This window comes from Bacillus sp. B1-WWTP-T-0.5-Post-4, assembly GCF_009183795.1.
GTDB lineage: Bacteria > Bacillota > Bacilli > Bacillales > Bacillaceae_G > Bacillus_A > Bacillus_A cereus.
Genome location: NZ_WEIJ01000003.1, coordinates 23,738 through 50,160 on the forward strand (window position 1 = coordinate 23,738; position 26,423 = coordinate 50,160).

The following is a 26,423-nucleotide window of genomic DNA, read 5'->3' on the forward strand; positions in this document are numbered from 1 at the left end:
TAGACTATTTCAAATCAAAAAAATAGATTACCTGCACACTAAAGAGTATAGCGCACAGATAATCTAGTTGTTTTTGAGATTAATAAAAAACTAATTTATCTTTTGAATTCTTCCATCAATAATAGACTGAATTGGTTCTTTTGATTTTTTTATATAATCTACTAATGCTTCAAAATCAGTTGGTCCTGTTTCAGCATCTTTACCGTTTTTAAAGGATACAAATCCATCTCCACCTGAAGCTAGAAATGCGTTAGCAACGACGCTGTAAGTTTTAGAAGGAATAATTTCTTCTCCATTTGTTAAGCGAATACTTGTTACTTTTTCTCCGTTAGGCTTGTTCGCATCCCAAGTGTATTGGATTCCTGAAATTTGAAGCATTCTTGTTATGTCTTTTTGCCATTGTTGATTTAAAATATCACGAATGTCTTGACCTGTTAAATTTACTTTTATTAATTGATTTCCGAATGGTTGAATACCATATATCTCTCCCCATGTAATATCACCAGCATCTAAGTCATTACGAATACCACCAGGATTCATAAGTGCAATTTGGGATTGCATTGTTGCACGCTGAGCATCAGCAACTAAATTTCCGAGAGTAGATTCACCAGCCGTATTGAGTTTACGATCTAGTGGAGCAATAGACTTACCTACAATTTCATTAACAAGAGGTGCGATTTTTGCTTGATATTTCTCCATCTTCTTCTTGATTTTTTTATCAGGCTCCATGCCTTCATGGTAAGTTGTAACAATTTCTGCTTTTTTCTCAACAATATCTTGTGTTTTACGATCAATCTTTACATCAACATCAGCAAAAGCCATACCATATGAATTTGCTTGTACGACAAGTTTATTATTAACAGTTCCATTTACATAGGTGTGGCTATGGCCACCAAAAATAACATCGACTTCTGGATCAGTCTCATTTGCTAATCGGACGATATCACCATTTGTTACGCCGTTCCCATCTGTTATACCTCCGTTATGTGCAAGAACAACGATAGATTTAACGCCTAGTTTTTTTAATTGCTTTACGGATTTGTTAATAGCTTCAACTTCATCTGTAATTTCTACATTCTTTAGCATAGTAGGCATAACAAGGTTAGGAACATCCGTTGTTACGACTCCGATAAAGCCAACAGGAACTCCTTGTACCTTTTTTATAGTGAATGGTGGTAAAAATAAACGACCGGTGGATTTATTATAGAAATTTGCAGCAACATATGGGAATTTTGCTCCTTTAAAATTTCCTGTTTTCTCATGGTATCCACCATAAATAAGGCGGTTCATTTCTTCAACACCTTCATCAAATTCATGATTTCCTATCGTTCCAACATCGAATTTCAAATCATTTAGAAATTCAATCGTAGGTTCGTCTTGTAATAATGCTGAAACAGGAGTACTTGCTCCAACAACATCGCCAGCATGTACCTTTAATGTATTCGGATTTTGTTTTTCACGATCACGTAAATAAGCCCCTAAGTACTCAATTCCCCCTGCGTCTTTATTGTTAATTTTTTTTACAGTGTCTAGTTGCCCATGAAAATCGTTAATACCGAGCATTTGTACATCTATGTAGCGGTTTTGTTCTGTACTTGCTTGGATTGAAGGCGCAGCAAATACACTAGTAAAAGTAACTGTACTTAATGCTAAAGCAACTGGAATGATTTTTTTCAACATAAAATTTCTCTCCCCTAATTAAAATCTGACATAATACGATGTTATTTTAATATATTAAGAGAATTATTTCCACAAAAATTCTACCAATTATAAAAATTAATAAGATTTTATTGTTTTCTGACAAGATATTTCTTCCTCAGAAAAATGTATATTTCTTTGTTTTGAGGATTATTCAAAATATTATCTTGATAGTAATATAACAATACTTCTAAGAAATCTAAAAAACTCTAATCAATATATTTTAGCTGTTAAGAAGAGTATTCAATCCAAAATTAATGGAGATTTATCAACCTAACATCTCAATATCACCATTTAAAAAGATGCTCCTGGATTTATCCAAGAGCATCTTTTATAAAGCTTTATTTTTTACTTGTTTATAATTTATCAATTAACAATTATATAGTTGTAATCAGTCATTTAAAAATAATAGGAGTGCTTCATTAAATTCTTTAGCATGCGTTGCATGTAGCCCATGTGGACCACCCTTTATTAAGGCCACTTTAGAATTAGGAATTGCTTCATGTGTTAATTTCCCACTATATTCATATGGTACAGTTGCATCAGAATCACCGTGAATAATAAGAGTAGGTATATTAAACTTCTCCAAGTCTTTTCTAAAATCTGTCTTACTAAAGGCGGTAATACAATCAAGTGTTCCTTTAGGTGATGCACTGGCTGCAATATCCCAATTATATAAACGGAATGGCTCACTAACTAAATCTGTTCGATTACCAGCCGCGAAAAATCCCTTAGTAAATTCATCAAGAAATGCAAGGCGGTCATTTATCACACCACTTTTGAATGCTTCAATTGTTGCATCATCTAATGCCCCTTCAGGATGATCCTCTGATTTGTATAAATATGGAGGTACTGCTCCAGCAAAAACAGCCTTTTCAATACGATCTGTTCCATACGTACTAATATACCGGGCTACTTCGCCTCCACCCATAGAAAAACCAACAAGTGTGACATTTTGAAGCTCTAAATGTTCTAATAGTTGATGTAAATCAGAAGTAAAGGTATCATATTCATACCCTTCCCACGGCTGAGATGATTGTCCAAATCCTCGACGATCATATGTTATAACTCTGTATCCAGCCTCAACAAGAGCGGGAACTTGGTATTCCCAAGATCGACCACTTAACGGCCAACCATGAATGAGTACAACTGGTTTTCCTGTGCCATGATCCTCATAATATATCTCAATTGGTTCTTGATTTTCGGTTCCTACAGTAATTTTAGCCATGCTTCTACCTCCAAAAAATATTCTAATATGTATCCTTTTCTTCAATAATCCGGATGAATGTCATAACTTATTCATGCACGTTCATGTTGTGAACTCTAAGTATGAAACTCTATTGTTCCAATGCATTCATTTTCTCCTTTTGGAACAATCCCCCCTCTAATACCTTTTTCATCATAAAATAATTACTGAACATTACTCCTATTCAATTGTAATAACAAAAATAGGTGACTATCAATATTGTTCTATCTATAGGATGTATAGGTAAAACCAATCTATTTTATAGTGAAAACAACTATAGTTACGACCTATACGAATTATAGATAATTTAGAATTGATTAACGAATCAGTTTTCAAATACTATAAATTTGTATAGCACTTCATGTTCTATGAATGCTGCTATAACCAATATTATTGGTCAGCTTAGTTATAAACGAAGAAACTTATGATAGTATTCGACTATTTAAACTTTCTTCGATTACTTAATTTTTAGGAGGAATACATAATGACTGATCTCTATTCTCGTATTAACAAAGACGATGCTGTCGTGCTTTTAGTAGATCATCAAACTGGTCTTATGTCCGGACTAGTACGTGACTATGGTGTTGATGAATTCAAGAACAATGTTTTAGCTCTTGCTCATACTGCTAAGTTTTTTGATTTACCAGTTATTTTAACAACAAGTTTTGAAAACGGGCCTAACGGACCTTTAATGCAAGAATTGGTTGATCTCTTTCCTCATGCACCAAAAATAGCTCGACCTGGACAAATTAACGCATGGGATAATGATGATTTTGTAAAAGCAATCGAAGAAACTGGAAAAAAGCAACTTATCATCGCGGGCGTAGTTACGGACGTTTGTGTTGCTTTCCCTGCACTTTCCGCTATAAAAGCTGGATATGAAGTATTTGCTGTTACTGATGCTTCAGGAACTTTCAGTAAACAAGTTGCAGATGCTGCCAATACTCGTATGGCACATAGTGGCGTGCAACTTATGAACTGGTTTAGCGTAGCTTGCGAATTACAACGCGATTGGCGCAACGATGTCGAAGGTTTTGGCAATTTGCTTGCTAGCAATCTTCCAGGCTATCAAAATATAATTGGAAGCTATAGGGGAGCTCAGCGAGATCTTAGTAAACAAAATGCATAAATGTATCTCAAGGAAATAGCTTTAAATCACCTTTTTTAAAGTAGATAGTATAAATTTAGTGCTGATTAAATCAGCACTAAATTTAAATTAAAAAGTATAGCAGAGCTTCAATTGACAGAAGATACATTACTTTCAATAAACAATTAAAAAAGGAGCGTTTTATTATGAGTAATTTAGAATTGTTAAATCCGGAGAACAGTGCCTTAATTTTAATTGATTTTCAACCTCAAATGACTTTTGGAGTTGCAAGTATTGATAGACAAACATTGATTAATAACGTTATGCTACTTGCTAAATCAGCAAAAACTTTTAACGTACCTACTATTCTTACTACAGTTGAAACACGCAGCTTTTCTGGTTATTTTTGGCCACAAATTCTTGATATATTCCCAAACCATGAAATTATAGAACGTAGTTCAATGAACTCTTGGGAAGATCCGAAATTTGTTGAAGCAGTTAAAGCAACCGGTAGAAAGAAATTAATATTTGCAGCACTTTGGACTGAAGTTTGCCTTGCATTCCCTGTGCTTGAAGCAATTAAAGCTGGCTATGAGGTATATGCAGTTGATGATGCTTCAGGTGGTACTAGTTTGACAGCACATAACGCTGCTATGCGTCGTGTAGAACAAGCTGGTGCAATTCCAGTGACAGCAATTCAAGTTTTACTTGAATACCAACGTGACTGGGCACACAAAGACACTTATGATGCTGTAATGGAGATTGTAAAGGAACACACTGGTGCTTATGGTCAAGGTGTAGAATACGCATATACTATGGTGCATGGCGCGCTTCCAAGCAGGAAAATATGAAACAAGAAGGAGTAGCTGTCGAAGAGACTTATACAGGGAACACGATGGATGCTGGCAATCCAGTAACAACGATTGTTACATGGGAAATTCAAGAAGGTAGAGAAAAACAGTTTGAAACATGGAGACATGAAATTGAGGCTGCGGCTACTAAATTCCCAGGACATTTAGGTGTAAATCTAATAGTCCCAAGTAACGAATCCAGAGAGTATACTGTTATTTTTCGCTTTGATACGTATGAGCATCTACGTGCTTGGCAAGAATCAGATGTTCGCCGGGATTTGTTAAAAACGGCCGAGCAATTTCAAGCCACTAATCCAACTTACAAAACTGAAAGCAGTTTGGCTTATTGGTTTGTTACTCCGAAAACGCCAGTTCCACCTCCAAAATGGAAAATGTCTATCGTTACCCTTCTGGGTGTATGGCCTCTTAGCATGTTAGTTCCTAAAGTGATAGGACCTATTATAAAACATATGAATCCTATTATGTCAGCTTTTTTTGTTTCTGTATGTATCGTGTCCTTGCTATCATGGGTAGTCATGCCGATTTTCGGTAAATTATTTCATCCATGGTTACAAAATAATAGGAAGTAGACGAGGTGTGAATATGAATGTACCGGATATGGTCTTATACAACGGAAAAATTACTACCCTTGACCCTTCTCAGCCTGAGGTATCTGCTATCGCCATAACTGATGGTTTAGTCACTTCAGTAGGTGGAGATGAGCTTCTTAATAGTGCCACGGAAAAAACAAAAAAAATAGACCTTAAAAGAAAGAGAGCTATTCCAGGCCTGAATGACTCTCATATACACGTTATTCGTGGTGGTCTGCATTATAATATGGAATTACGTTGGGAAGGCGTACCATCACTTTTTATTGCTCTAGAAATGCTCAAAGAACAGGCAAGACGTACACCTGCTCCTCAGTGGGTAAGAGTAGTTGGAGGTTGGTCTGAATTTCAATTTAAAGAGAGACGGATGCCAACATTAGAAGAGATTAATGCTGTTTCTGAAGACACGCCTGTCTTTGTGCTACATCTTTACGATAGAGCACTTGTAAATCGTGCAGGGCTACGTGCACTGGGATACACGAAAGATACCCCAGATCCTCCAGGCTGTTTAATTCAGCGGGATAAAAGAGGTAATCCAACGGGCCTTTTAATTGCTAACCCTAACGCTTCTATTCTTTATTCAAGTTTGGGTAAAGCTCCAGTACTTAATTTTGACGACCAGATTAACTCCACACGCCATTTTATGCGCGAATTAAATAGATTAGGTATTACAAGTGCCATTGATGCAGGTGGCGGTTTCCAAAATTATCCTGACGACTACAGAGTTGTTGAACATTTAGCCGAGAAGGAACAATTAACTTTACGTATTGCTTATAATCTATTTACGCAAAATCCTAATCATGAATATGAAGACTTTGCTTCATGGACAAAAATTGTTTCTCCAGGTCAAGGAAATGATAAGTATAAAATGAATGGTGCCGGAGAAATGTTAGTATTCTCTGCAGCTGATTTTGAAAAATTTCAAATGCCACAGCCCGAACTAGCTACGATGATGGAAGCTGACTTAAAGAAAGTAATTTCTCTATTGGTAGAAAACCGTTGGCCATTCCGTTTACATGCAACTTATGACGAATCAATCACACGTTTCTTAAATGTATTTGAGGAAGTCAACAAAGAAATTCCTTTTAATGGTCTACGATGGTGGTTTGACCATGCAGAAACTATCTCAGATCGTAGTATGGAACGTGTTAAGGCTTTAAATGGCGGTATTGCCATCCAAGACCGCATGGCTTTTCAAGGTGAATACTTTGTTGACTTATACGGAAAGGAAGCTGCAAAGCGTACACCTCCGATTTATCGTATGTTAGACCTTGGTATACCTGTTGGCGCCGGTAGTGATGCAACCAGGGTTTCCAGCTATAACCCTTGGGTTGCTCTTTACTGGATGGTTGCTGGAAAAACCATTGGTGGGCTTTCCATATACGATGAAAAAAATAAACTTGATAGAAAAGTAGCCCTGGAATTATATTCAAAAGGAAGTGCGTGGTTCTCTGGTGATGAAGGTAAAAAGGGAACCCTGGCAGTCGGTCAGTTTGCTGATATTGCTGTATTGTCTGCTGACTACTTTACTGTGCCGGAAAAAGAAATCAAAGACCTTGAATCATTGCTCACCATTATGGGTGGGCAGGTTGTTTATGGAAATAATGAATTTAAAAACTTATCACCTGAATTGCCGCCAGCATCACCTGATTGGTCACCGACGGGCGTTTATGGGTATGGTGGTGCTAACCTAGCCAACACTATACTTTCTCACGATTCCCATGATAACAAGTTACATAGTTGTAGTAACCCTCTCCATCAACACACTCATACCGTAATAGGAAAAGATGGAACTAAATGGGGTATTGGTTGTACTTGCTTTGCTTTCTAAATCAAAACCACCGGTATAATGCCGGTGGTTTTCTTTCTACAATAAGGATATATAAATTCAAAATAGCAGTGTATATCCCTTATGGAATCTGTTACTGTACGATAAGACCAAAGAATTGATTGATTAACTTAACTTGTTTTTGATAACCTTCTCTCCTTGCAAAGTCTTTCCTTTTTTCCTTAATTAAAAGTCAATGGTATCCCCTTTTGATCGACTACACCACACATATAAATCCACTGCCCTTTGACTTTAATATAGATCTTAATTTTTCAATTGTTACACTAAAATCATTATTATTTCTATTACACTGATACTTTTTGAGAATCATTTAACTTCTGCATAAAGATACGTGCTGCAAAACTTAAAAATTTATCATCAAAGTGAATAAGATTAATATCTTGACTTGGTGTTGGATCAGTAATACGAACTATGCTCAAAGTATCATTATTAACAAAGTTAACCAGTGAAAGAGGTATTATAGCAACCCCATGTCCATTGTATACAAGGCTCAATAGAGAAATAGAAGATTTTGTTTCTATATTTGCTTCAGATAAAGATAACCCTAAACTCTCACAATATATCTTAATAGATTCACGACAACTACATGAAACCATTACTCTACTGAGCCCTACTAATTCTCGAAAAGAAACAAATGATTTTTCATTCAAAGGATGATTTTTTGGAATTACAAGGACGAGCTCTTCACTATACAAAAGGGTGTTTGTTAATGTATCTGGAATTTGAGCACTACGTGTAATCCCGAAATCAATATTTTTGTCAACGATTTGATTTACAGCAACTTCGGATTCTATAATCTTTACTACAATGTTGGGATAATGTTGTTGAAACTTCATAATATAAGGTGTTAAATAAGTGAGATCCTCTAATAAACCTCCTATAGTAATCACACCTCTTTTTACACCCTTTAATTCAAAAATTTCATTATAAACGTCATCAAATTGTTGCATGATAAATTTTCCTTTATCAAATAGCAGCTTACCCGCTTCTGTCATTTTGATACCTCTTCCAACTCGATGAAACAAGGGTGTATCAAGTTCACCTTCTAAAACTCGTATTTGTTGACTTAAAGTCGGCTGTGAAATACCTAGAACTTCCGCAGCTTTAGTGAAACTATTATTATTACAAACTTGAATAAAATACTCTAAATGACGTAATTCCATTCTTGATACCCACTCTCCGCTTTATGAAAGATTTATAATTTAAAGGACGATATGTATACGTTAACATAACAACTTTATTTCATACTATACCAATTGAAATTACACGTTTTATTCATTTTGTATTATAATAAATTTACTACCATTTATTAATTTTTCCTCCTATTTATTTAATTTATATTTAATTAGGACATTACTAATTCGAGATATATTTCTAAAAATTTATAGTTCGAGTGCATAATACCCTAATTTTTTCAACTTTTCGATTATCATTTTTTTCTCAATATAGTCCAAACCACCAAATATTTGCCGAATCGCCTCTTTATGCTGAGGAAAAATAATATCCATCAATTCAATACCTTCTGAAGTAATTGACGCATACGTGACACGGCGGTCTTTAGGACATGGTTTTCGTATTAAGAACCGCTTCTTTTCCAACTTATCCACTACATACGTGATACTACTACTTGCAAGTAATATTTTGTCTCCAATTTTTTGTATAGGCTGATCGCCTTTACTATACAGTAGCTCAAGCACTGCAAATTCAGTTGGATTAAGTCCATAACTTTTTATATCCTCTTCAATACGCTTAGTAATTGACTGTACTGCCCTTGATAATATAACAAATAACTTTAAAGATAAGCTCTCATCGTTAATCACGCTCATAATTACCAATCCTTTACAAGTTATCTTGAATTCGAGATTCATTATATTATCGTCAAAATATTATGTCAATCATTCATTTTAGCTTTATCAATCCAATCATAATTTATTTCTCAACATATGACATATGGAATTAGAAGAAAACAATTGTTACTATATAAGTATCTCAATTACGTTATTTCTTTTAAAGAGAGCTTGTTTTTAATGGCAAGTTCTCTTTTGCCATATTCTAAATTGAATCCGGACAAATTTCAGAGTATATGATATAATTTTTAAACAAAGATTAGAGCTCTCCTACAAGAAGGAGAGCTCTAATCTTTCATATAAATATTCACCATTTTTATCATTACGGGGACATCAAAACTTTAACTTGATGGGGATATGGTGCTATCTCGATTAATAAATATTACAAATCATATATCTATCATATTTTTTATAAACAGGATTAATTAGATTTAAAAAAAGATTTCTTTTTCTTTACTCGTAATAAGTCACCTGTCCATCCTTTGAATCGCATATACATATACATCCCCCCTGTTGTGAAAATAATAAATAAGAGAGCGATTAAATAGCTATATTTCCATTCTAGTTCAGGCATGTATTTAAAATTCATACCCCATAATGCTCCTAAGGCTGTCAAAGGCGTACTCACAGCAGTTAATACAGTAAGAGCTTTCATAATTTCATTCCCACGATGAGAAGAAACAACTTCTTGCAAATGAATCATCGTGTCTAATTCTTCTTGGTACTCTTTAACGAGTTGTAATCCACGCTCTAATTTTACGCTTGTTTGTTTATAACAAAGGGTGTTTGTTAGTTTTTCTAACCAAGCTTCTTTTAGGCCTTGTAACACTTCTTGTATTAAGCGAAACACGTGTGTGTTCATAAATAATTCATGACGAATATGATAAATCCTTTCTAAAACTGCTATGTTATTATGATGATAAAAATCCCATAATACATTTCTGAAATTGTTTTCAAAGTAGTCAACCTTTCGCAAATAATGAGATATAAACATTGATAAGATAGCACATAATCCTTCAGCGGAACTATTACAATTTTTTGTACCCATAGGGAAATTATGTATTAATTTTTTGAAATCCTCTTCCTCTTTTTCCTGAACTGTTATCAGTATTCCATGAGCTACGAAATAATGAAGAAATTTTTGAATTTTGGCGTCCTTTTTATCTTGATCATATAAAAACGAACCATATACACAAGTTTGACTTGGTGATAACGTATAAACATATAATCCATTTTCACAAGGAGAACTTATTTTCTTTACAAATTGAGAGAAATAAGATGTTACATCACGAGGGATTATAGAAGAAAGTTTTTCAAACTCACTAGTTTTCACATGATACCAACTCCATTTCGTCATTTTTATGCATTCCATATTATTCTTCCTTTCTAAATTGTTTTATGTTTAATCGAATCATAACCGTAATATGACATTTGTATGTAGGTATTCATGTCTTGGAGGAAAAGTTTTTAGATCATCTAAATTACAAAATAAATGACATAGGAGGCCTTATTCTTTTAAAAGAAAGACCCCCTATATATTAGTTATTTTCATTCTCAATTTTAAACATTTCCTCTATACAAGCACTTTTTATCTTTTCTTATAAAGAATTTATTATATATGGAAAAGAAGCTACATAATTTGGCACGTCTATTCAACGAACTCCATTTCAGTCGTTATTATAATTTGGATTCATATGCAGATTGATTGGTGATGTCGTCAAATACTTGACTCCCAATAATATAGTATCCATGGAGTGCAGCCTCTTTCGAAGCGTCTACCATACGGAAAGAAGAAATTTCACTTTGCATTTTTTCAATTCGTTTTTTGTGGAGATCTACTATTCCTCCTGTCCAAATAATAGTGTTATACTGTTCTAACTTAAATTGTTCTTGTAATACACGCATGACGTCTTGGAAGTGTGCATCCAACTCTTTTTGAATCAAAGTATGAACCTGATTTGTCTCATGATTTTCTTCTCGACATTCATATCCTTTTTCTAATATGTTTGGCATGTCGTTAATATGCAATTGATTACTTTCACCCTCATGATTCTGCACGATATTCTTAATATTTTTCAAAGGCTTGCTACATCCTAGTTCCGTCTCATAATGATTTAAAATGAGATTCTGTTTCATATCTGTCATTTCTAATGTGCGAAATCCACCATCAATAATTAAGATGCGATCTCGTTCCTGAATGATTCCCTCTTTTAAGAAATAGGCATGTAAAGCGACCGGTTGCTGAAGAATCAAAGCATTTTCCACCGTAATATGAATAAATTTCCCATCAATTTGCACGGAAGTTTCTTTTTTTAGTGCACGTTGTAATTGCTCATGCTGACTACCAAAACAACTGATGGGAAGCCCGGTAACAACTAAAGGTAACACGACATTTTCTTTATAATCCTTTGCAATGCAACCAAATATTTGTTGTTTAAATCGTTCGCTTTCATAATAATTTTCTATTTCTTCGTCAAATGGAGGAAGAAATGAAGCGTCAGATTGATGTGCTTCATTTCCCATGTAGTATGCAAAGTCTAAGTCTATAAAACTTACCTTTGTTAAATCTTCACTTTCAGCATGATTAGGTACAGGGGCTAGTGTGGAAGCTTCACTCTTAACCGTCATCTCAGAATCTACATCCTGGCGATATGCCCTTTTGGTAAAGCCAATTCCTACATCAATTGCATACAGAGATTTCATACTTTTTTCCTCACTTTCTATTTTTAGAGTTACATCTAGGCACTCTCTTCTTTCCCTTCTTTCACATATTTCTTTTCATTTTTCGTTTTTTCCCCGTCTAAGTTCTTACTATTTTCATTTATTTCGTAATCCTTTTCATCTGTTTTCTTTTTGTTATTTTCGTTTTCTGTTAAGTCTTTAATGGTAGAAATCACAACTGGTGTAGCTGTAAGCAGTTGTGGTAATGTTTGTTTTGCAACATTAGCTGCAGTTACAGAAAATTGTTTACTTGTCTCAGTTACCTTCTCCAATGTTTCCTTTATGTTTCCTTCTTGTAGTTTTTCTTTTACGCTTTTTCCTTTTGTTTGTATAGCTTTCCGATTTTCTTTTTTTAATAGGGAGACGATGACTCCGGTCGTAATTCCAATCACAGCATATTTAAATATTGTATGTTTCATTTTTCTCATCCTTTTCTATTTTTATTTTCTTCCATGCTACAACCTAAAATAATTACCTTACCTATTTATCAGATGTTGCAATCTATTACAGAGAATGATAGTTTTGCGGCTGCCTAGCATTCGCCATTGGTACTTCAGCTGTTACTAGGAGTAAAATCTTCCCTTGATCTAGTTTTTCTTCATATAAGTTAGCTTCCTCCTTCGACAACCCCATTTCTTCCATTTGATTTCGAAGTTCGTTCCCTTTTTTGGAGAAAAAGTTGATAATACTTGTTCCCAATCCTTGTTCTTTTACTCCAATCGTATTTGTGTTTGTATCATCCGCAATCCTTTTTGTTATATGTTTTTCATGTGCTAAAACATAAATGTCATCGTGGCGAACCCCTTGCAATTCTAGCTCTTTTACTTTCATAACTACTTCCTGTTCATTTTGATATTCATAAACTACCGTTTTTCTTTCATTCGTATGCATCGTATCTTTCCTCCTTTAGATTTTTTATTTTTTTATTTAGTTGTTATGTAATATGTAATACACCTATTTTAAAGATGTTAAACCTAAATTTTCAAAAAATTTTACACAATAGGTTATTCATGTTTTTAATATCAAAGAAATGTCACAAGAACTTTGCTTTGATAAAAGCGCTCCAAATAACGATTTGTTTGGAAGGTAAGCCCATTGTTTTATAGAAATCATAGAAAAATAAAAAAGCACTCCTTTTCAAAGAGTGCTTAAAAAAAACATACAACCTAATCAAAATATTTCTATTTTGATTACGGAAAGAAAGTCCTTATTAAAACATATGGTTGCTAATTTAATTGCGATCTGCCTTGCACCCAAGCAGCAATATCATTTATAACATACTCAGGGATATTAGCAGGACTATAATATTCATCTGGCTTACTTATTTCCCCATCACCCTCTGTAAAGAAATGATTTAACTTTGGATATAGTCGATAATCTACGTTATCTCGTTCTTTTAATTGTTCTTTCCAAAGAGGAATTTCAATTTTTGATTGAACTTGATAGTCTCTTTCTCCTTGAATAATAAGAAGCGGTGTCTTTTGTTCTTTTGACATTTCTGCCGCTTTAATTTTCCGTATAGAATCCCAAAATACTGCTGACCCTAAGTAAAAATCTTTTGGGGGATTCTGACCAGAGAAATTGGGATCATTTAATAATTCAAATTGCGATTTGTAGAATTTATATTGATCCAGGTTCATTGCTCCAATAGAGAAAAGGTACTCAAATTGATCTAAAACAACGTCTTGGATCGTACGAGCTGGCCCTCCCATTACAATTGCTCCAGCAATATTTTTATTTTGGTCTTTTTCAATCATTTTCGGAAGCATCATTCCACCTTGACTATGACCAAGAATATATATTTGATTCTTATTTATTAGAGGCTCATTTTTAAGAAATTGAGTTACAAGAAGAGCATCATCTGTTGTCTCTTTATCAACTGTATAAAAGGGACTGAATTGTGTTTTCAACCCATGTTCATACGTTCTTTTATTATAGCGAAGGACAGCAATTCCCTTCGATGCAAGACCTTCAGCTAAATCGCGAAATGGTTTTAAAGCAAACGCTGTTTCATCCTGATCAGTTGCTCCTGATCCTTGAACAAGAATAACCGCTGGAAAAGGCCCCTTTCCTTTTGGAACCGACAATGTTCCTGGTAATGGAAATGCACCACTTCCAACTACTACTTCTTTATCAACAAATGACTCAGGCTTACTATATGATGGACGCTCTGCAACAGGACTAAACGACATGCTTAGTTGAAAATCGTCTATTTTTCCAGATGGATCTAGTTTAATTAGTAAAGGTACAGTCATTTTTTCAAAAACTAATTGAATCTCCACATTTGTATGAACAGGATTTGTCTCTTTTTGTGTAACCTCTCCAATTTCTATAAAAGAACCTGCTTGTAATTGCACTGGGAGTCCCTCCCAATAGCTTTTCAGCCATTCTTCGGATATTATTTTCTGTAATGACCTTGAGGTTAAATCAAATGCAGATTTATAATCTTCACTATTCATATGGCGAATAAATGAAAGAGTAGTAGATATAATAGGATTTTCCTCATCACTATTGTCTACTTTTTTTATAGTTGTGTTTGCTTCCTTTAATTTCGAACTAAATTGGTAGTTAAACGGATAGTTATATGTATCAGGATATAAGCTTGTTTTCAATACTTCCGTATTCCGTCCCTCATACAAACTTGAAGAACTCGTAAAATTTTCAGGTGAAATTACTTCCTCCGCATATGAGACTGAAGGAATTGCTATTGTAAAAATTGCACTGACAAGTAATAACTTATTACTTATTCTTCTTTTCTTACCCATAATTATTGATTCTCCTTCCAAAATTTAAAATTTCTAATAGAACATGCCAACTATAAGGAAAATAAAAATTATTAAAGAGATTAATAATCTATTTTACGATCCCCCCTAACTAGTTAAAAATCTATCATTAACAAACTTCAATAAAAAATGCCTTCCCCCTCTTTTTTTATCATTGGATTTTTCAGTGACATAGAAGCGCAGCGCTGCATTACATGTAACTGACCCATGGGGTTCTCTATTCTAAAAGAAAGCAGCACCCCACAAGATACTTTCTTTAATTGTTCTCACTCTAATTTATTTAGATAATTCTCTTATTACTGTAAGATACATTTATTCTAAATCCTAAAACTCACTTATTTCTTGATAGGTTCTTAAGAAATATCAAAAAATAAAGAAAAAAGTTATTTGGTTATTCATTCCGCAAGCTTAATGCTCAAGTTAGTTTTTTTCACATGGTGAAACTTTATTAAGAAAACTTTAAGGAATTTCCCTCTATATTTATAAGAATTTTTTTCTATACTGAATCCTGTAAATGAACAAGAGGAGAAATGACCATGAAGAAATTTGTAATTTGCATATTAGGAATAGGCCTTCCTATATACTTACTACCTTTCATATTACGCGGGGATTTAGACAGATTTAATCCGATTGCTGAAGAAAAAAATGTATATGCCGTTGCGAAAGGATATGGTGTTCCGGATTATCATCAAAAAGGAAAAGCTATGTACTCACTAAAAGCTGTTGATGAATTAAGCAATGAAAAAGAATATAATGTTGGAACGAACACGCCTAATGATTTTATAAGAAAAACTTACTTAAAAATTCATGTAAAAGGAAAGTATGTGTATTCTTACGATATTATTTCTAAAGAGGATATTCCGAAGAAAATAAGGGGACAATTGGAGATAGCAAATAAATAAAAGAGCCAATTCGTACGATTTGGCTCTTTATTCTCTCTCCCATCTACCGCTGGGAGAATTCTTTCGGTAGATTTATTAAATTTGTTATCATTGTTTCAATAACCATTCTTCAATTACTTTCACTGTTTCATCTCGTTGTGCTTTTGGCGTAATTAAACTCGCATTATCACCTTTTTGCTCGCCATACATGCCAAAATGAGCATGGTTTCCCCCTTTTATCATGTGCATATTTGTATTCTTTGACATGAACTTTTTATTGTTCTCTATTTTTTCTACAGTTGCTAAAGCATCTACTTCCCCGTAAATTGATAACATCGGAATCGATTTTGTAGAAAAGTCATCTGCAGGATACGAACCTAAGAAAATGATCCCGTCTACCTTGTCTTCATGTTGGAAGGCATACTTAGAAATCATAGCTCCTCCCATTGAATGCCCTGCAACATACCATTTTTGAACTTCCGGATACTTTTCAATTACACTGTCTACCTCATTTATTCCAAATATCGCTAAATTTAATGGTAACTTAGGCATTACTACAAAATGCCCATCTTTTGCAAGAGCTTCTCCTAAGTAACTATAAGCCTCGGCTTCTACTTTAGCTCCTTGATAAAAAATAACTCCTATTTTTGCATCTTTCTCTCCAAAAACTATATTCTCTTCATCTTTTTTATCATCTACTAAAGACAAAGCCTCTTTCGTTGGTTTATAAGTAAACTGAGACCAAGTTAAAAAAGTAATACTTCCGACGAGTAAAATACCTAGTAAAGAGTACAGAACAATTTTTATCCATTTCTTCAAAAAGATGACCTCCCTAAGATGTATATATTCTATATTTCAGATTATCATTAATAAACATAAAAACTCGAGCATTTTTATTGTGCTCAAGTTTTTAGTTCCGTCTTTAATTTATACTATAAATTGTCCAAGATAAATATGTAGCAAATGCAGACCATAAAAAATATGGTATTAGCAACCATGCCGATACTTTAGATAAATTGGAAGTAGCTGAACGCTTGATTACATATATAATTTAAAAGGAATAAAAACCAAAATGTTTTTGGCTTGAATCCATAGTTGTTGTAAATAATTGCAACTGATAATGCAATAAGTCCAAATAATACAGCCCATATCATTCCGATTGTCATACCAGATGGTGTCCAAGACGGCTTTTCTAACGCATCATACCAAGTACGATCAATAGGGAATAAAACACTAGAAACATAAAACAAACCATATGTTAGTAAAAATACTATAATACTAGATTTTTTCATAAACATTCTCCTTTTTACTAGAAGATTATAGAAACTTTATATGATTAGTCTGTCCTTGTAATGGATAAAATTCTAATATTAAAATTCCAAATACATATTGTTTAACCTATTTCATACAAATTCTTTCATACTTTTATATGCACAAAGGGCTCTCTCTCGTGCTGCCTTATGATCAACAATTGGATAAGGATATGTATCCCCAAGTTTTATATTGGATTTTTGTAAAATATGCTCAGGTGCTTCCCAAGGCTTATGTATATATTTGTTTGGGATATCTCTTAATTCTGGTACCCATCTTCTTATATACTCTCCATTTTTATCAAATTTTTCTCCTTGTGTGATGGGGTTAAAAATACGAAAGTACGGTGATGCATCTGCTCCACTTCCAGCAACCCATTGCCATCCCATTGTATTATTTGCAATATCAGCATCTAGTAGTGTATCCATAAACCATTTTGCTCCTTCTTGCCACGGAATTAACAAATGCTTTACAAGAAAAGAGGCTACAGCCATTCTTGCCCGGTTATGCATAAAACCTGTTTGCCATAGTTCTCGCATTCCCGCATCAATAAACGGATAACCCGTTTTCCCCTTTTGCCATACTCTTAATAACTCCTCTTCCTTATTCCACGGAAAATGTTCAAAGCTCTTATTAAGAGGTTTATATACTGTAAATGGATAATGGTATAGTAAATAATAAGAAAACTCTCGCCAAATTAATTGACGTATAAAGCTATTAACTTGTTTTTCAAAAAGACTACATTGTCTTTCGGTACTTTTATTTATTAAGTAATGAAACATTAGCTTTGCTGATATTTGACCAAATGAAAGATACGGTGCCAACATCGAATGGACATTTTGATCTGGAAAATCTCTTCCTTCACTATAAGAGACTAATTTGCTAGAGAGAAATTTCTTGAATGTTTTATATGCCCCTTCTTCTGTCGGATCCCATATTGCTTCCATATGAGATGTCCACGGTATAGTCGGCAACAAGTGTAATTCTGAAACAAATAAGCTTGCTGGTAAAGAGCTTCCCCACTTTATACTCTGCACTCTGCTAATAGGTTTAGGTATTACCTGCTTTTGAAATGCATTGTAAAAAGGCGTAAACACCTTATATTCAGTGCTATCTTTCTTTTTAATAATCCACGGTTCTAATAATAAATGCGAATTAAATTCCTTACAGATAATACCTCTATCTTCTAACATCATTTTCATTTTTTGATTAGATTGTAATCTGTCCGGATCATAACAAATATTCCAATATACAGCCGTTATATTTAATTGTTCTATGAGAGAAAGTATTTCTTCCTCTGTACGTCCTTTACGAATTATTAAAGTAGAGCCCAATGCCTCAAGTTGCTTCTTTACATCTATTACAGCATGGTGCAACCACCACTTTGACGCACTTCCTATTGAAAAAGTTTCCTCTTGTATATATACAGGAAGAACCTCACCAGACTGAACAGCCTCAAATAGAGCTGGGTTATCATATAAACGAAAATCTTTTTGAAACATAACAATAATTTTATTTTGCATGGCTATCCCTTCTGATTTTTAAAACATAATAAATTTTATTATACAACAGTAATTTTTACATAAGAATTTATTTGTCTTTAATAAATTAGTTAACTTTTTCAACTATTTTATTAGTAGGAATTTTAACAACCGTTTCTTTTTCCCTTGTTCTATCAATCTTGAAACCATAAACTTTAACATCAGACGGTACTAGTGGATGATGACAAATCATATCTATACTCTTCTCAATATTTTCACTAACATTTTCTTTTCCACTTAACCATGCATTCAGGCTACCACTTGAAAATTCAGGCATGCAATTTTTAAAGAGATAGTCTATTTCTCTGTTATTTTTTATGGAATCACGTTGAATTTGTAGATTAACTACATCAGTTTCTTTATCCTCTATTCCGACAACAAAAATTTCTTCCACATTTTCTTCATAAATAGCAATAATAACAGATCTCATTATATCTCCATAAGGATGTACAATTACAGAATCATAGCTGTGTATAGTCAACATGTTTTCTTGTTGGATGTTAGTTACTTGCTGGATAATAGGCTCTATTCCGTGTTCAATGTCTGTTAATACTAATACTTTTTTATTCTTTGAACTCATATGGAGCACCCCTTCTTCATGATTGTATTTATGGAACTTTTAAACTAGTAACGATAGTTGATTATTTATGACATGATTGTTACCAATTTTTCCATTGTCCTTCTGGATCAACACTTGCCAGTCTCACCCATCCATTTTGAACTTTTTCTCGAAATGTGAAATCATTATTTAGCAAACGCTCTATATATTCAATAGGTGCTTGAATTACAATTAGTAAACGAAGTGGTGAATGATACGTCTCACTATCTGACTGCATAACGGATTGCCAAGGTAAGCCTGGCAACAAGTCACTTGCATTCCCTTGCATAACACCGAGACCTGCCGTTACGGTTTGGGTTGTTTTGTTTCCACTACCATAATAATGAGGAGCTACAGTTGAAGCGTAATATTGTAAATTAATCCACTGGGCTACTGTTCCTGGTCCTGCAATGATACTAGCTAATATATCTCCACTTTCATCCTGTTTCCAATCATAATTATGAAGGAAAGCCCTTCCTTCTAGGTCACAATCCTGAGTTAATTCACGCTGTCCGATAATAAAAGATGCATTACGGGCTAATCCCCATTCCGGACGTATTTCACTCCAATCTTCTGCAAATCGATGTGCCTCTTTACTCGGATTTTTTATTTTCGTTTTAAAATTAGGTAATTGTGTTAAACGCTCTCTATTTGCATCTTGGCTGACATTTGGCATAATCGTCTCAATACAATCAAACGCTTCTTGCGCAGTTTTCGAAAGTTCTGGGACGTAAATCCATTCCAATTCGTCCACTGTTGTTTTATGTTCAGCTGCTGCAAAAATGGTATCCTCAGGAATTTTAATACCTTCAGCAAACAACGCCTCTCTCACTTCTGGAAGATTACATAAAGTCGCAAAAACTCTTGCATTGAATCCTCCTGCTGCTCCGCCACAAGCACCACACTCAAGTGCTGCCGCATAAGGATTGTTCATACTTTGACTACTATGTCCGCACATTACAACTAAAGGCGCGAATTTTTCTGTTAATCCCACCATTTTTAAAGCTTGACGCACATAGTTCACTTTTTCTTCTTTAGTAAAACCGATAGGTATCTCACATTTTGTATCATGAACATGATTAAGTGAGAATGTTGTATCAGGTTTTTGTAACATCGTTTTACGAAGGTTACGAAGGAAACTACCTACTCTTCTTGGCACAAAACTCCTTGTCACCATTTGTAGACCAAGTAAAGGGCCACTTACCTCAGGTAGTAACATACTTGTAAGTACATTTTGTTTCATCGTCTTAAACGTATAACTTACTGAGCTGTCTATCTTCTTACGTTGCTGATAAGATTTATATTCATTTTCATCCGTGAGCTCTTTTATTTGATGTTTCGGTTTTAATATAACTGGCAAAGAAGGATGGCAGTCATTACTACCTAGTTCACTAGTCGCAATTGGTAACCCAAAGAAACCAGCTATTCCAAACGTTTCGAACGGACCTAATTTTTCTAGGTGGCGACGAAATGGTTCTGAACGTACATCAATACAGAATGCTAATTGAGCTAATACACGCTTTTTATCATTGGTTGCACGTTGTGTAGAAGCAATCTTCTCCCTTAATTGCTCTGCATGCGTTTGTTCCCAAGCTTCCAGCCAAAGTTTCTTGCGAATATTTTCATCAAAACGATAAGCGAATACTAATAATTCACTTTGTTCAGCAGCAGGCATTTGTAACCATTCCCGTGTTGAAATATTCCCCCAATAAATCCAAGAAGCTATAAGTGGGACGATCAAAACTTTTTTCTCAACCTTTTGATTTACTACAGATAAATAAGGTTTTACAATAGTCAACTCCATAGAAATTCGAACTGCTAAATATTCCATTAAGAGTTCCTGTTCCTGAATTGATTGTTTTGAGCGCCATAGTATCATTCCTGCCCACCCAGGCAAAGAAAGTAAGTGCCCTTCAAGATAAGCTTGGATGTTAGATTTAGAAATTCCTAGTTCAGATAATGCTCTCGTTAAAGCTAATCGGGCATCTTGTGGCCAATCTTTTAAAACTTTACGCTCATTTTTGCTGAGCGCTGGATCAAATTTAATAAGGTGTTGCCATGCACGATAAAAACCTTTCTCTCGATTTGGCATCGTCCAACTTGACTGGGAGTCATCAAGATATAATTTACACCATTTAATGATATGATAATTAAGAATATCAGATAGGTTTTCACCATTTTGATTCTCTATAAGCGAACTTATTGGTTGCATAACAGAGGCTTTCATACTCCCTGTATTTATATAACTCATTTCGTCTGCCAATTTATTTACTTCTGGCGATGATAATAGACTAGAAGGTAATTTTTCTAACTTTAAAGCCGCTTGGCAAAATCGCTCTGCTTTCTCTCGCGGAATATGAAAAGATTGTGAATCCAGCCAACGAGACAAACTCATTTGTAAAAATGATTCCTCAATCTCACCTTTCGCTTTTGCCGAATGAATCATGGAGGCACTAGGATAAATATCCACATTACGAGCTTCTTTTAACCAATTTGCGACTTGTTCAAATGATTGCTTTTCAAGTCCCATCCAAGGGTGGTGAGCTGCAAACGTAGAGATAGGCCAAAGTGGCGCAATAACTCGGCTAGCAGATGCAACTAAATCATTTATATTATTTTCTTGCATATCAATGTTTGTATCTTTCTTTAATATTGACGATATGCTCATCACGAATTACCTCCCTTTGATACATAATGTTTCAGATAGCTTGGGTGACTTTCTACTGACTTTCGTCTCGCCTCACCTATTCGAACTAACCAAAGATAAAGTACAGCGAATAAAGTAGAAGATTGATGACGAGTAACGAAAGTACTAATAACACTACTAAATAGTAAAATACATATAACAAAGATAACGGCTGGAGCTGAAGGTTGAACACTTTGATAAATATCAGTATGCAACCATTTATAAAGAGAATTATGAACGGTAAAGTAAATGAGAGAAAATCCAATCAAAACAATTACGCCAGCAATTCGTCCCATTCTTCCCTCTCCAAAAACAACAAGCTGTTTCCATGAAAAGTATAGTGACCAGCCTAAGATTAACGCACTAACTAGTTGATACCCCTCTCCAGAAGTCATAAACCAGAAAGTAATTGCTATAAATAATCCTAAAACACGCCCAACTATAATCCATAAATTGGACATCTTTTCATTAGACTGATTCACTACCCCAAAACGTTGCACGGAAGAACCAGCTTGTAAAAATAGTGTAGCTTTAAACAAACCATGTAAAATTAAATGAATAATAGCTGCTAAATAGGCGCCTAATGCACATTGAATAAGCATAAATCCCATTTGTGCAATAGTTGAACCTACTAGCTGACGTTTATAATCAACTTGGACTAAACTAATTCCTGTACCTATTAAGATAGAAATACTAGGGAAAATTAGTAAAATTATTTGTGCAATATCATCATGAAAAAGAGGTGAAAATCTAGTTAACATGATACCGCCAGCATTTACTAAACCCGCATGCATAATAGCAGAAACAGGAGTTGGAGCAACAGCAGACTCAATTAACCATCTTTGAAAAGGCCATTGTGCTGCTGGAATCATCACAGCTACTATAATTAATAAGTTAATTCCTGTTTTCTCCAATGTTCCAAATTGAGCTACATTTTCATTCGTTAAAACTGATGTTAACTGCCACTGTCCTGTTACTTGAAAAAGCCAAATGATAGCTGATAGTAAGGCAATCCAACTTATTGTAAATAGGTAGCCAGAGATTTTAGTTGCTTCACTAACTACTTTCCACCCTTTATTTAGCCCTATAAGTAGAACCAATCCTATAAGCGTTGCTCCCCAACAAATGAGCATTAAGCGAAGATCATCACTTAACCATGCAACCGAAGATACACCTGTAGTAAATGTAAAAAGTGCAAAGTATTTTCGATATGAGCGATCTCCCATTAAATAACGTACAGAGAAACGCTGAATGATTAAACCAATTGTAAGAACAAAGAAAGCCATTAACCAAGCTAAAGTATCTAGATGCCAAGGCCCCACAACTCTATCTCCATTGTTATTAACAAGTGCGAGTAAAGAAACCAATGAAGGTAAAGCAGCGATACCAATATGGATATGAACAAAACGTAAAGGTATCCTTGCATTTAAAAATAATAATCCACTTAGCCAAGAAGCACTAAGCGCCATAAAAAATAAAGTTAACAGTGTTGATGAACTCAGCGAAATTAACATGTTAAATACTCCCTTCTAAGCGAAAATAGCCTATAAAAATTCCTTTTCATTACGATAGTTTTTTTAATTTCAATTTTCATTCACTCTTTTAGTACATCGTTTTTTCCCATAAAAAAAAACCGACAACTTCCATAATTCAATGATTTTATATCATCATTGAATTATGGAGATTGTCGGTTTCACTTCAACTAACTTCAATAAAGTTTTTTGAAGAGCTCCCATTTTATAGAGGATAGTAATGTATGTATTACTCCTATTAAAAATAACAGTATATCTCTGATCTCCTAGATTATGCAATCAATATATCAATTTATGTTATGCGCTATCTTTCAATTAAGAAACTTTTTCATTTAGTCAATATTACATATTAAAAAAATGCTAAAGCCTTAATTATAGCAAACAGTTAAAATAAGCATCTATTAATTTTTTAAAACAATTATAAGATAAACTATATTAAGCAGTTTGTCAATTTATTTATCAGTTTTTTTGAGCGTTATTCCAATTAAAATTCAGTATACGTAAATAATTTCAAGTTATTAATTATTATCATGTTAATAAATTTAAATAAAGCGCAAAACTTTTAGGTTTCTTAATTATCTCCCACTAACCCTACGATGGTTTTAATTTTTAAAATTTTTCCTCAAGATTATGAAACAATTTAAAAATCATTACTCGTTCACCAGTACGGGAGCTTATATCCGTATGAAAACTTTTCACTTTTTCTCCAGTTAATTCTAGTATAATCTCTTTCAAATCTTCAATTCCAGATTCAACTAGCTCCGAACGATTTTTCTTTATCGTTAGCATACCGTCTTTTGTTTCGCAAACCGTATATTCAGCTGGCGTTAAAATACCTTGTAAATTTACGATAATCATATCCCGTAATATATCTGTCTTAACGGATATAGACCCGCGTCCTAGGTAGTCCTTTTCCCAGTGAGTAATTGCTTTGCTTATCTCTGATTCAATAGAGCCTTTTGAGTTTTTCATCTTTGTATCCTCCTTCAATAAAATGTAATTACATTTATAATTACAATAACAATATAATAATCTGGATTGATTTTATTTTCAATTATTGAGAAGAATTTATAGGAATCGTTGTCATGTATCCTTTAGTATTAAGATGAATTTTTTATATTGTAATATACGTTTTTTTGATTATTCCCCGACAAAATACTCTTACTATAAAGACTCTGTTGCATAGATTTCAAAAAAGGACATTCCGGAGAAAATAAGAAAACTCTTGTAACGTAATACATAAACGAAAGAGCCGATTTCTTTATAAAATAAGAAATCGACTTTTGGCTTAGTTATTGATTTAGTAATGGAAAACACCTTTTTAAAATAATTATGTTTATACTATAGACGTTGATCTTTCTGGAAGTTTAGTTGAAAATGATCCGCTTCATTGTATACCCCGAATTCATATCCTTTTTCCTTATAAAATTTAATAATTTCCGGAAGCGCTTGTAATGTCTGTAGTTTTTCATGCATTAGAACTACTTCCACATCTTCTGTTGTTGTACGCTTTACATTTTCTATAATTTGCTGTGGGTTACCTTTTAATTTCCAATCATTTGAATCTATCGTCCAATCCCAAACTTTTATTCCTGCTTCTACAATTTTGTTACGAATGTCCTGCCCCTTTAATCCTGGTGCAGATCCATATGGGGGACGGACTAGTTTAGGAGTTGTACCTGTAATATTATGAATAAGAGCTAACGTTTCTTTCATCTCCGTTACAAATTGTTCTTTTTTGTATAGCTTATCACTATTATGTGTCATACTATGAGCACCAATATAATGTCCTTCTTTTACTGCTCGTTTTACATTTTCCTGAAAAGCGGTATTCTGTAAATTGCTACCTTGCATAAAAAATGTCGAGGCAACATGTTGCTCTTTTAGTACATCTAAAAATTTTCCAGTAAATTCGCTAGGACCGTCATCAAATGTTAAATAAACAACCTTTCCTACTGGTTTTCCATCAGCTCTTTTCTGTTTTGCCAGCGATGTGTCCTCTTTCTTTCCTTGTTGTTGCGTATTAGCTAGCCTAATACTTTCATTAGCTACCCCTTTCGCTGGGATAGAGTTCCATTTCCCTATTAAAAAGAACGTGAAAAAGGTCGTTGCTAAAACAACTCCTAAAGATAGTATTACCTTATTTACTCCACTTGTTTTTTTCTTATTTTGTGATTCTTTCATTATGTTTCGATCCTTTCCCTACTCATTTTCATCTTCATTATTTATGCAGCTAAGCATTAACTCCAGCTGATATTTACAATAAATAGATTAATAGAGGAAGGTGAAGATAAAATGCAGATAATGTCGAAATTAGTTAAAGAATAGCCTATTGCATCCACTCTTTAAAAAATATTTTTTCTCTATTACAGTTAAATTTGAAAACTGGATATACATCTAAAATAAAAGATACTACTCTTTCTAAACAATATTTTTATATCAAGATAACAGCATGTCGGTATAAAGATAAAATACAAAGATAGCCGTACAATTGAAATTCTATTATAATTTTGTAATTGGAATTCATTTGAACCAAATGAAGAACTAGAAGAAATATTATTATGTGGAGGTGCCCCAATGAACCTTGTAATTAGAGAATTAGAAACAAATGATTTAGATAATCTTCCGGAGATTGATGACAGTTTTATAGTGAATGCTCGGTTAATTCTTTCTCTTTCCAAAGTAAATAGACGCATAGAATATACAGTAGAAGACATTCCGAGTTATGAAAAAAGTTATTTACAAAATCAAGATGATAATGAAGAACTGCCTTACAATGAATATATAAATAAACCTAATCAAGTCATTTACATAGCACTGTTACATAACCAAATCATTGGATTAATGGTATTAAAAAAGAATTGGAACGACTATGCTTACATAGAAGATATAACGGTAGATAAAAAATATCGTACAATCGGAGTTGGTAAAAGATTAGTTGATCAAGCAAAGCAGTGGGCAAAAAAAGGCAATATGCCAGGTATCATGCTTGAAACGCAAAATAATAATGTCGCAGCATGTAAGTTCTATGAAAAATGCGGATTTGTAATTGGTGGGTTTGATTTTCTTGTTTATAAAGGTTTGGATATTGAAAATGATGAAGTTGCAATTTATTGGTATTTGCATTTCGACTCTTAACGTTAAACTTAGTCAAAATAAAAACCCCAATCTCTCAATAGTAAAA

The 26,423-nt window shown here is 33.8% G+C and carries 22 protein-coding genes and 1 pseudogene; 6 read left to right on the forward strand and 17 right to left on the reverse strand.

What is annotated here, in order from left to right:
- Nucleotides 1-90: 90 nt before the first annotated feature.
- Together GBN91_RS10900 and GBN91_RS10905 are read right to left on the reverse strand one after the other, a co-directional pair.
- Nucleotides 91-1,680, reverse strand: coding sequence for a bifunctional metallophosphatase/5'-nucleotidase (locus tag GBN91_RS10900; protein WP_016122791.1), 1,590 nt, complete (start codon nt 1,678-1,680; stop codon nt 91-93).
- Nucleotides 1,681-2,089: 409 nt separating this feature from the next.
- Entirely contained in the window at nt 2,090-2,926 is an 837-nt protein-coding gene (locus tag GBN91_RS10905) for a bromoperoxidase (RefSeq protein WP_098906510.1), read from the reverse strand.
- A gap of 502 nt (nt 2,927-3,428) precedes the next feature.
- Here GBN91_RS10905 and ycaC point away from each other — a divergent pair.
- From ycaC to GBN91_RS10925, 4 genes are all read left to right on the forward strand, one after another.
- Nucleotides 3,429-4,073: an isochorismate family cysteine hydrolase YcaC gene (gene ycaC / locus GBN91_RS10910; protein WP_000131214.1), complete on the forward strand. Its 645-nt coding sequence runs from the start codon at nt 3,429-3,431 to the stop codon at nt 4,071-4,073.
- Nucleotides 4,074-4,237: 164 nt separating this feature from the next.
- Nucleotides 4,238-4,882, forward strand: a complete 645-nt coding sequence (locus GBN91_RS10915) for a hydrolase (protein WP_000067162.1) — start codon at nt 4,238-4,240, stop codon at nt 4,880-4,882.
- Entirely contained in the window at nt 4,879-5,472 is a 594-nt protein-coding gene (locus GBN91_RS10920) for an antibiotic biosynthesis monooxygenase (RefSeq protein WP_000806856.1), read from the forward strand. Before GBN91_RS10915 ends, GBN91_RS10920 begins: the two co-directional genes overlap by 4 nt.
- Before the next feature lie 13 nt (nt 5,473-5,485).
- Nucleotides 5,486-7,321: an amidohydrolase gene (locus GBN91_RS10925; RefSeq protein WP_152121478.1), complete on the forward strand. Its 1,836-nt coding sequence runs from the start codon at nt 5,486-5,488 to the stop codon at nt 7,319-7,321.
- Nucleotides 7,322-7,623: 302 nt separating this feature from the next.
- Here the strand turns inward: GBN91_RS10925 and GBN91_RS10930 are convergent, their stop codons facing one another.
- From GBN91_RS10930 to GBN91_RS10960, 7 genes are all read right to left on the reverse strand, one after another.
- Nucleotides 7,624-8,502: a LysR family transcriptional regulator gene (locus GBN91_RS10930; protein ID WP_000423188.1), complete on the reverse strand. Its 879-nt coding sequence runs from the start codon at nt 8,500-8,502 to the stop codon at nt 7,624-7,626.
- A gap of 219 nt (nt 8,503-8,721) precedes the next feature.
- On the reverse strand, nt 8,722-9,165 hold the full coding sequence (locus GBN91_RS10935; RefSeq protein ID WP_000111426.1) for a MarR family winged helix-turn-helix transcriptional regulator: 444 nt from the start codon (nt 9,163-9,165) through the stop codon (nt 8,722-8,724).
- 442 nt (nt 9,166-9,607) lie between these two features.
- A complete protein-coding gene (locus tag GBN91_RS10940) occupies nt 9,608-10,558 on the reverse strand; it encodes a magnesium transporter CorA family protein (RefSeq protein ID WP_152121479.1) in 951 nt (316 codons plus the stop codon).
- 305 nt (nt 10,559-10,863) lie between these two features.
- Nucleotides 10,864-11,889, reverse strand: a complete 1,026-nt coding sequence (locus tag GBN91_RS10945) for a ParM/StbA family protein (protein WP_086389137.1) — start codon at nt 11,887-11,889, stop codon at nt 10,864-10,866.
- 35 nt (nt 11,890-11,924) lie between these two features.
- Nucleotides 11,925-12,326, reverse strand: a complete 402-nt coding sequence (locus tag GBN91_RS10950) for a hypothetical protein (protein WP_000683215.1) — start codon at nt 12,324-12,326, stop codon at nt 11,925-11,927.
- Between the two features lie 85 nt (nt 12,327-12,411).
- Entirely contained in the window at nt 12,412-12,798 is a 387-nt protein-coding gene (locus GBN91_RS10955) for a YflT domain-containing protein (RefSeq protein WP_152121480.1), read from the reverse strand.
- A gap of 335 nt (nt 12,799-13,133) precedes the next feature.
- Nucleotides 13,134-14,672, reverse strand: coding sequence for an alpha/beta hydrolase (locus GBN91_RS10960; protein WP_152121481.1), 1,539 nt, complete (start codon nt 14,670-14,672; stop codon nt 13,134-13,136).
- 554 nt (nt 14,673-15,226) lie between these two features.
- Between GBN91_RS10960 and GBN91_RS10965 the strand changes: the two genes are divergently transcribed.
- Nucleotides 15,227-15,592, forward strand: a complete 366-nt coding sequence (locus GBN91_RS10965) for a YxeA family protein (RefSeq protein ID WP_113303851.1) — start codon at nt 15,227-15,229, stop codon at nt 15,590-15,592.
- An 87-nt stretch (nt 15,593-15,679) separates the two neighbouring features.
- Here GBN91_RS10965 and GBN91_RS10970 read toward each other — a convergent pair whose 3' ends face one another.
- The 8 genes and pseudogenes from GBN91_RS10970 to GBN91_RS11005 all read right to left on the reverse strand — a co-directional run bounded on the left by GBN91_RS10970 (nt 15,680) and on the right by GBN91_RS11005 (nt 25,423).
- Nucleotides 15,680-16,390, reverse strand: a complete 711-nt coding sequence (locus tag GBN91_RS10970) for an alpha/beta hydrolase (protein WP_113303850.1) — start codon at nt 16,388-16,390, stop codon at nt 15,680-15,682.
- A gap of 103 nt (nt 16,391-16,493) precedes the next feature.
- Nucleotides 16,494-16,863: pseudogene (locus GBN91_RS10975) on the reverse strand (TspO/MBR family protein).
- A gap of 111 nt (nt 16,864-16,974) precedes the next feature.
- Complete coding sequence (locus GBN91_RS10980) at nt 16,975-18,405, reverse strand: cryptochrome/photolyase family protein (RefSeq protein ID WP_113303849.1); 1,431 nt, start codon at nt 18,403-18,405, stop codon at nt 16,975-16,977.
- 85 nt (nt 18,406-18,490) lie between these two features.
- The gene (locus tag GBN91_RS10985) at nt 18,491-19,003 is read right to left on the reverse strand and encodes a carbonic anhydrase (RefSeq protein ID WP_113303848.1); all 513 of its coding nucleotides are present in this window, start codon (nt 19,001-19,003) and stop codon (nt 18,491-18,493) included.
- A 79-nt stretch (nt 19,004-19,082) separates the two neighbouring features.
- Nucleotides 19,083-21,689: a DUF2309 domain-containing protein gene (locus GBN91_RS10990; RefSeq protein WP_152121482.1), complete on the reverse strand. Its 2,607-nt coding sequence runs from the start codon at nt 21,687-21,689 to the stop codon at nt 19,083-19,085.
- Nucleotides 21,689-23,221, reverse strand: a complete 1,533-nt coding sequence (locus tag GBN91_RS10995; protein ID WP_152121483.1) for an NADH dehydrogenase subunit 5 — start codon at nt 23,219-23,221, stop codon at nt 21,689-21,691. The genes GBN91_RS10990 and GBN91_RS10995 overlap by 1 nt, the downstream gene beginning before the upstream one ends.
- 627 nt (nt 23,222-23,848) lie before the next feature.
- Nucleotides 23,849-24,211: a Na-translocating system protein MpsC family protein gene (locus GBN91_RS11000; protein ID WP_000798162.1), complete on the reverse strand. Its 363-nt coding sequence runs from the start codon at nt 24,209-24,211 to the stop codon at nt 23,849-23,851.
- A 369-nt stretch (nt 24,212-24,580) separates the two neighbouring features.
- On the reverse strand, nt 24,581-25,423 hold the full coding sequence (locus tag GBN91_RS11005) for a polysaccharide deacetylase family protein (protein ID WP_152121484.1): 843 nt from the start codon (nt 25,421-25,423) through the stop codon (nt 24,581-24,583).
- 393 nt (nt 25,424-25,816) lie between these two features.
- Here GBN91_RS11005 and satA point away from each other — a divergent pair, with 393 nt between their 5' ends.
- Nucleotides 25,817-26,377, forward strand: coding sequence for a streptothricin N-acetyltransferase SatA (gene satA, locus GBN91_RS11015; protein WP_152121486.1), 561 nt, complete (start codon nt 25,817-25,819; stop codon nt 26,375-26,377).
- The last annotated feature ends 46 nt before the right edge of the window (nt 26,378-26,423 follow it).

Excerpts from the sequence above, each read along its gene's own strand:
- GBN91_RS10900 (WP_016122791.1), bottom strand. The coding sequence starts at position 1,680 with ATGTTGAAAAAAATCATTCCAGTTGCTTTAGCATTAAGTACAGTTACT.
- GBN91_RS10905 (WP_098906510.1), bottom strand. The coding sequence starts at position 2,926 with ATGGCTAAAATTACTGTAGGAACCGAAAATCAAGAACCAATTGAGATA.
- ycaC (WP_000131214.1), top strand. The coding sequence starts at position 3,429 with ATGACTGATCTCTATTCTCGTATTAACAAAGACGATGCTGTCGTGCTT.
- GBN91_RS10915 (WP_000067162.1), top strand. The coding sequence starts at position 4,238 with ATGAGTAATTTAGAATTGTTAAATCCGGAGAACAGTGCCTTAATTTTA.
- GBN91_RS10920 (WP_000806856.1), top strand. The coding sequence starts at position 4,879 with ATGAAACAAGAAGGAGTAGCTGTCGAAGAGACTTATACAGGGAACACG.
- GBN91_RS10925 (WP_152121478.1), top strand. The coding sequence starts at position 5,486 with ATGAATGTACCGGATATGGTCTTATACAACGGAAAAATTACTACCCTT.
- GBN91_RS10930 (WP_000423188.1), bottom strand. The coding sequence starts at position 8,502 with ATGGAATTACGTCATTTAGAGTATTTTATTCAAGTTTGTAATAATAAT.
- GBN91_RS10935 (WP_000111426.1), bottom strand. The coding sequence starts at position 9,165 with ATGAGCGTGATTAACGATGAGAGCTTATCTTTAAAGTTATTTGTTATA.
- GBN91_RS10940 (WP_152121479.1), bottom strand. The coding sequence starts at position 10,558 with ATGGAATGCATAAAAATGACGAAATGGAGTTGGTATCATGTGAAAACT.
- GBN91_RS10945 (WP_086389137.1), bottom strand. The coding sequence starts at position 11,889 with ATGAAATCTCTGTATGCAATTGATGTAGGAATTGGCTTTACCAAAAGG.
- GBN91_RS10950 (WP_000683215.1), bottom strand. The coding sequence starts at position 12,326 with ATGAAACATACAATATTTAAATATGCTGTGATTGGAATTACGACCGGA.
- GBN91_RS10955 (WP_152121480.1), bottom strand. The coding sequence starts at position 12,798 with ATGCATACGAATGAAAGAAAAACGGTAGTTTATGAATATCAAAATGAA.
- GBN91_RS10960 (WP_152121481.1), bottom strand. The coding sequence starts at position 14,672 with ATGGGTAAGAAAAGAAGAATAAGTAATAAGTTATTACTTGTCAGTGCA.
- GBN91_RS10965 (WP_113303851.1), top strand. The coding sequence starts at position 15,227 with ATGAAGAAATTTGTAATTTGCATATTAGGAATAGGCCTTCCTATATAC.
- GBN91_RS10980 (WP_113303849.1), bottom strand. The coding sequence starts at position 18,405 with ATGCAAAATAAAATTATTGTTATGTTTCAAAAAGATTTTCGTTTATAT.
- GBN91_RS10985 (WP_113303848.1), bottom strand. The coding sequence starts at position 19,003 with ATGAGTTCAAAGAATAAAAAAGTATTAGTATTAACAGACATTGAACAC.
- GBN91_RS10990 (WP_152121482.1), bottom strand. The coding sequence starts at position 21,689 with ATGAGCATATCGTCAATATTAAAGAAAGATACAAACATTGATATGCAA.
- GBN91_RS10995 (WP_152121483.1), bottom strand. The coding sequence starts at position 23,221 with ATGTTAATTTCGCTGAGTTCATCAACACTGTTAACTTTATTTTTTATG.
- GBN91_RS11000 (WP_000798162.1), bottom strand. The coding sequence starts at position 24,211 with ATGAAAAACTCAAAAGGCTCTATTGAATCAGAGATAAGCAAAGCAATT.
- GBN91_RS11005 (WP_152121484.1), bottom strand. The coding sequence starts at position 25,423 with ATGAAAGAATCACAAAATAAGAAAAAAACAAGTGGAGTAAATAAGGTA.
- satA (WP_152121486.1), top strand. The coding sequence starts at position 25,817 with ATGAACCTTGTAATTAGAGAATTAGAAACAAATGATTTAGATAATCTT.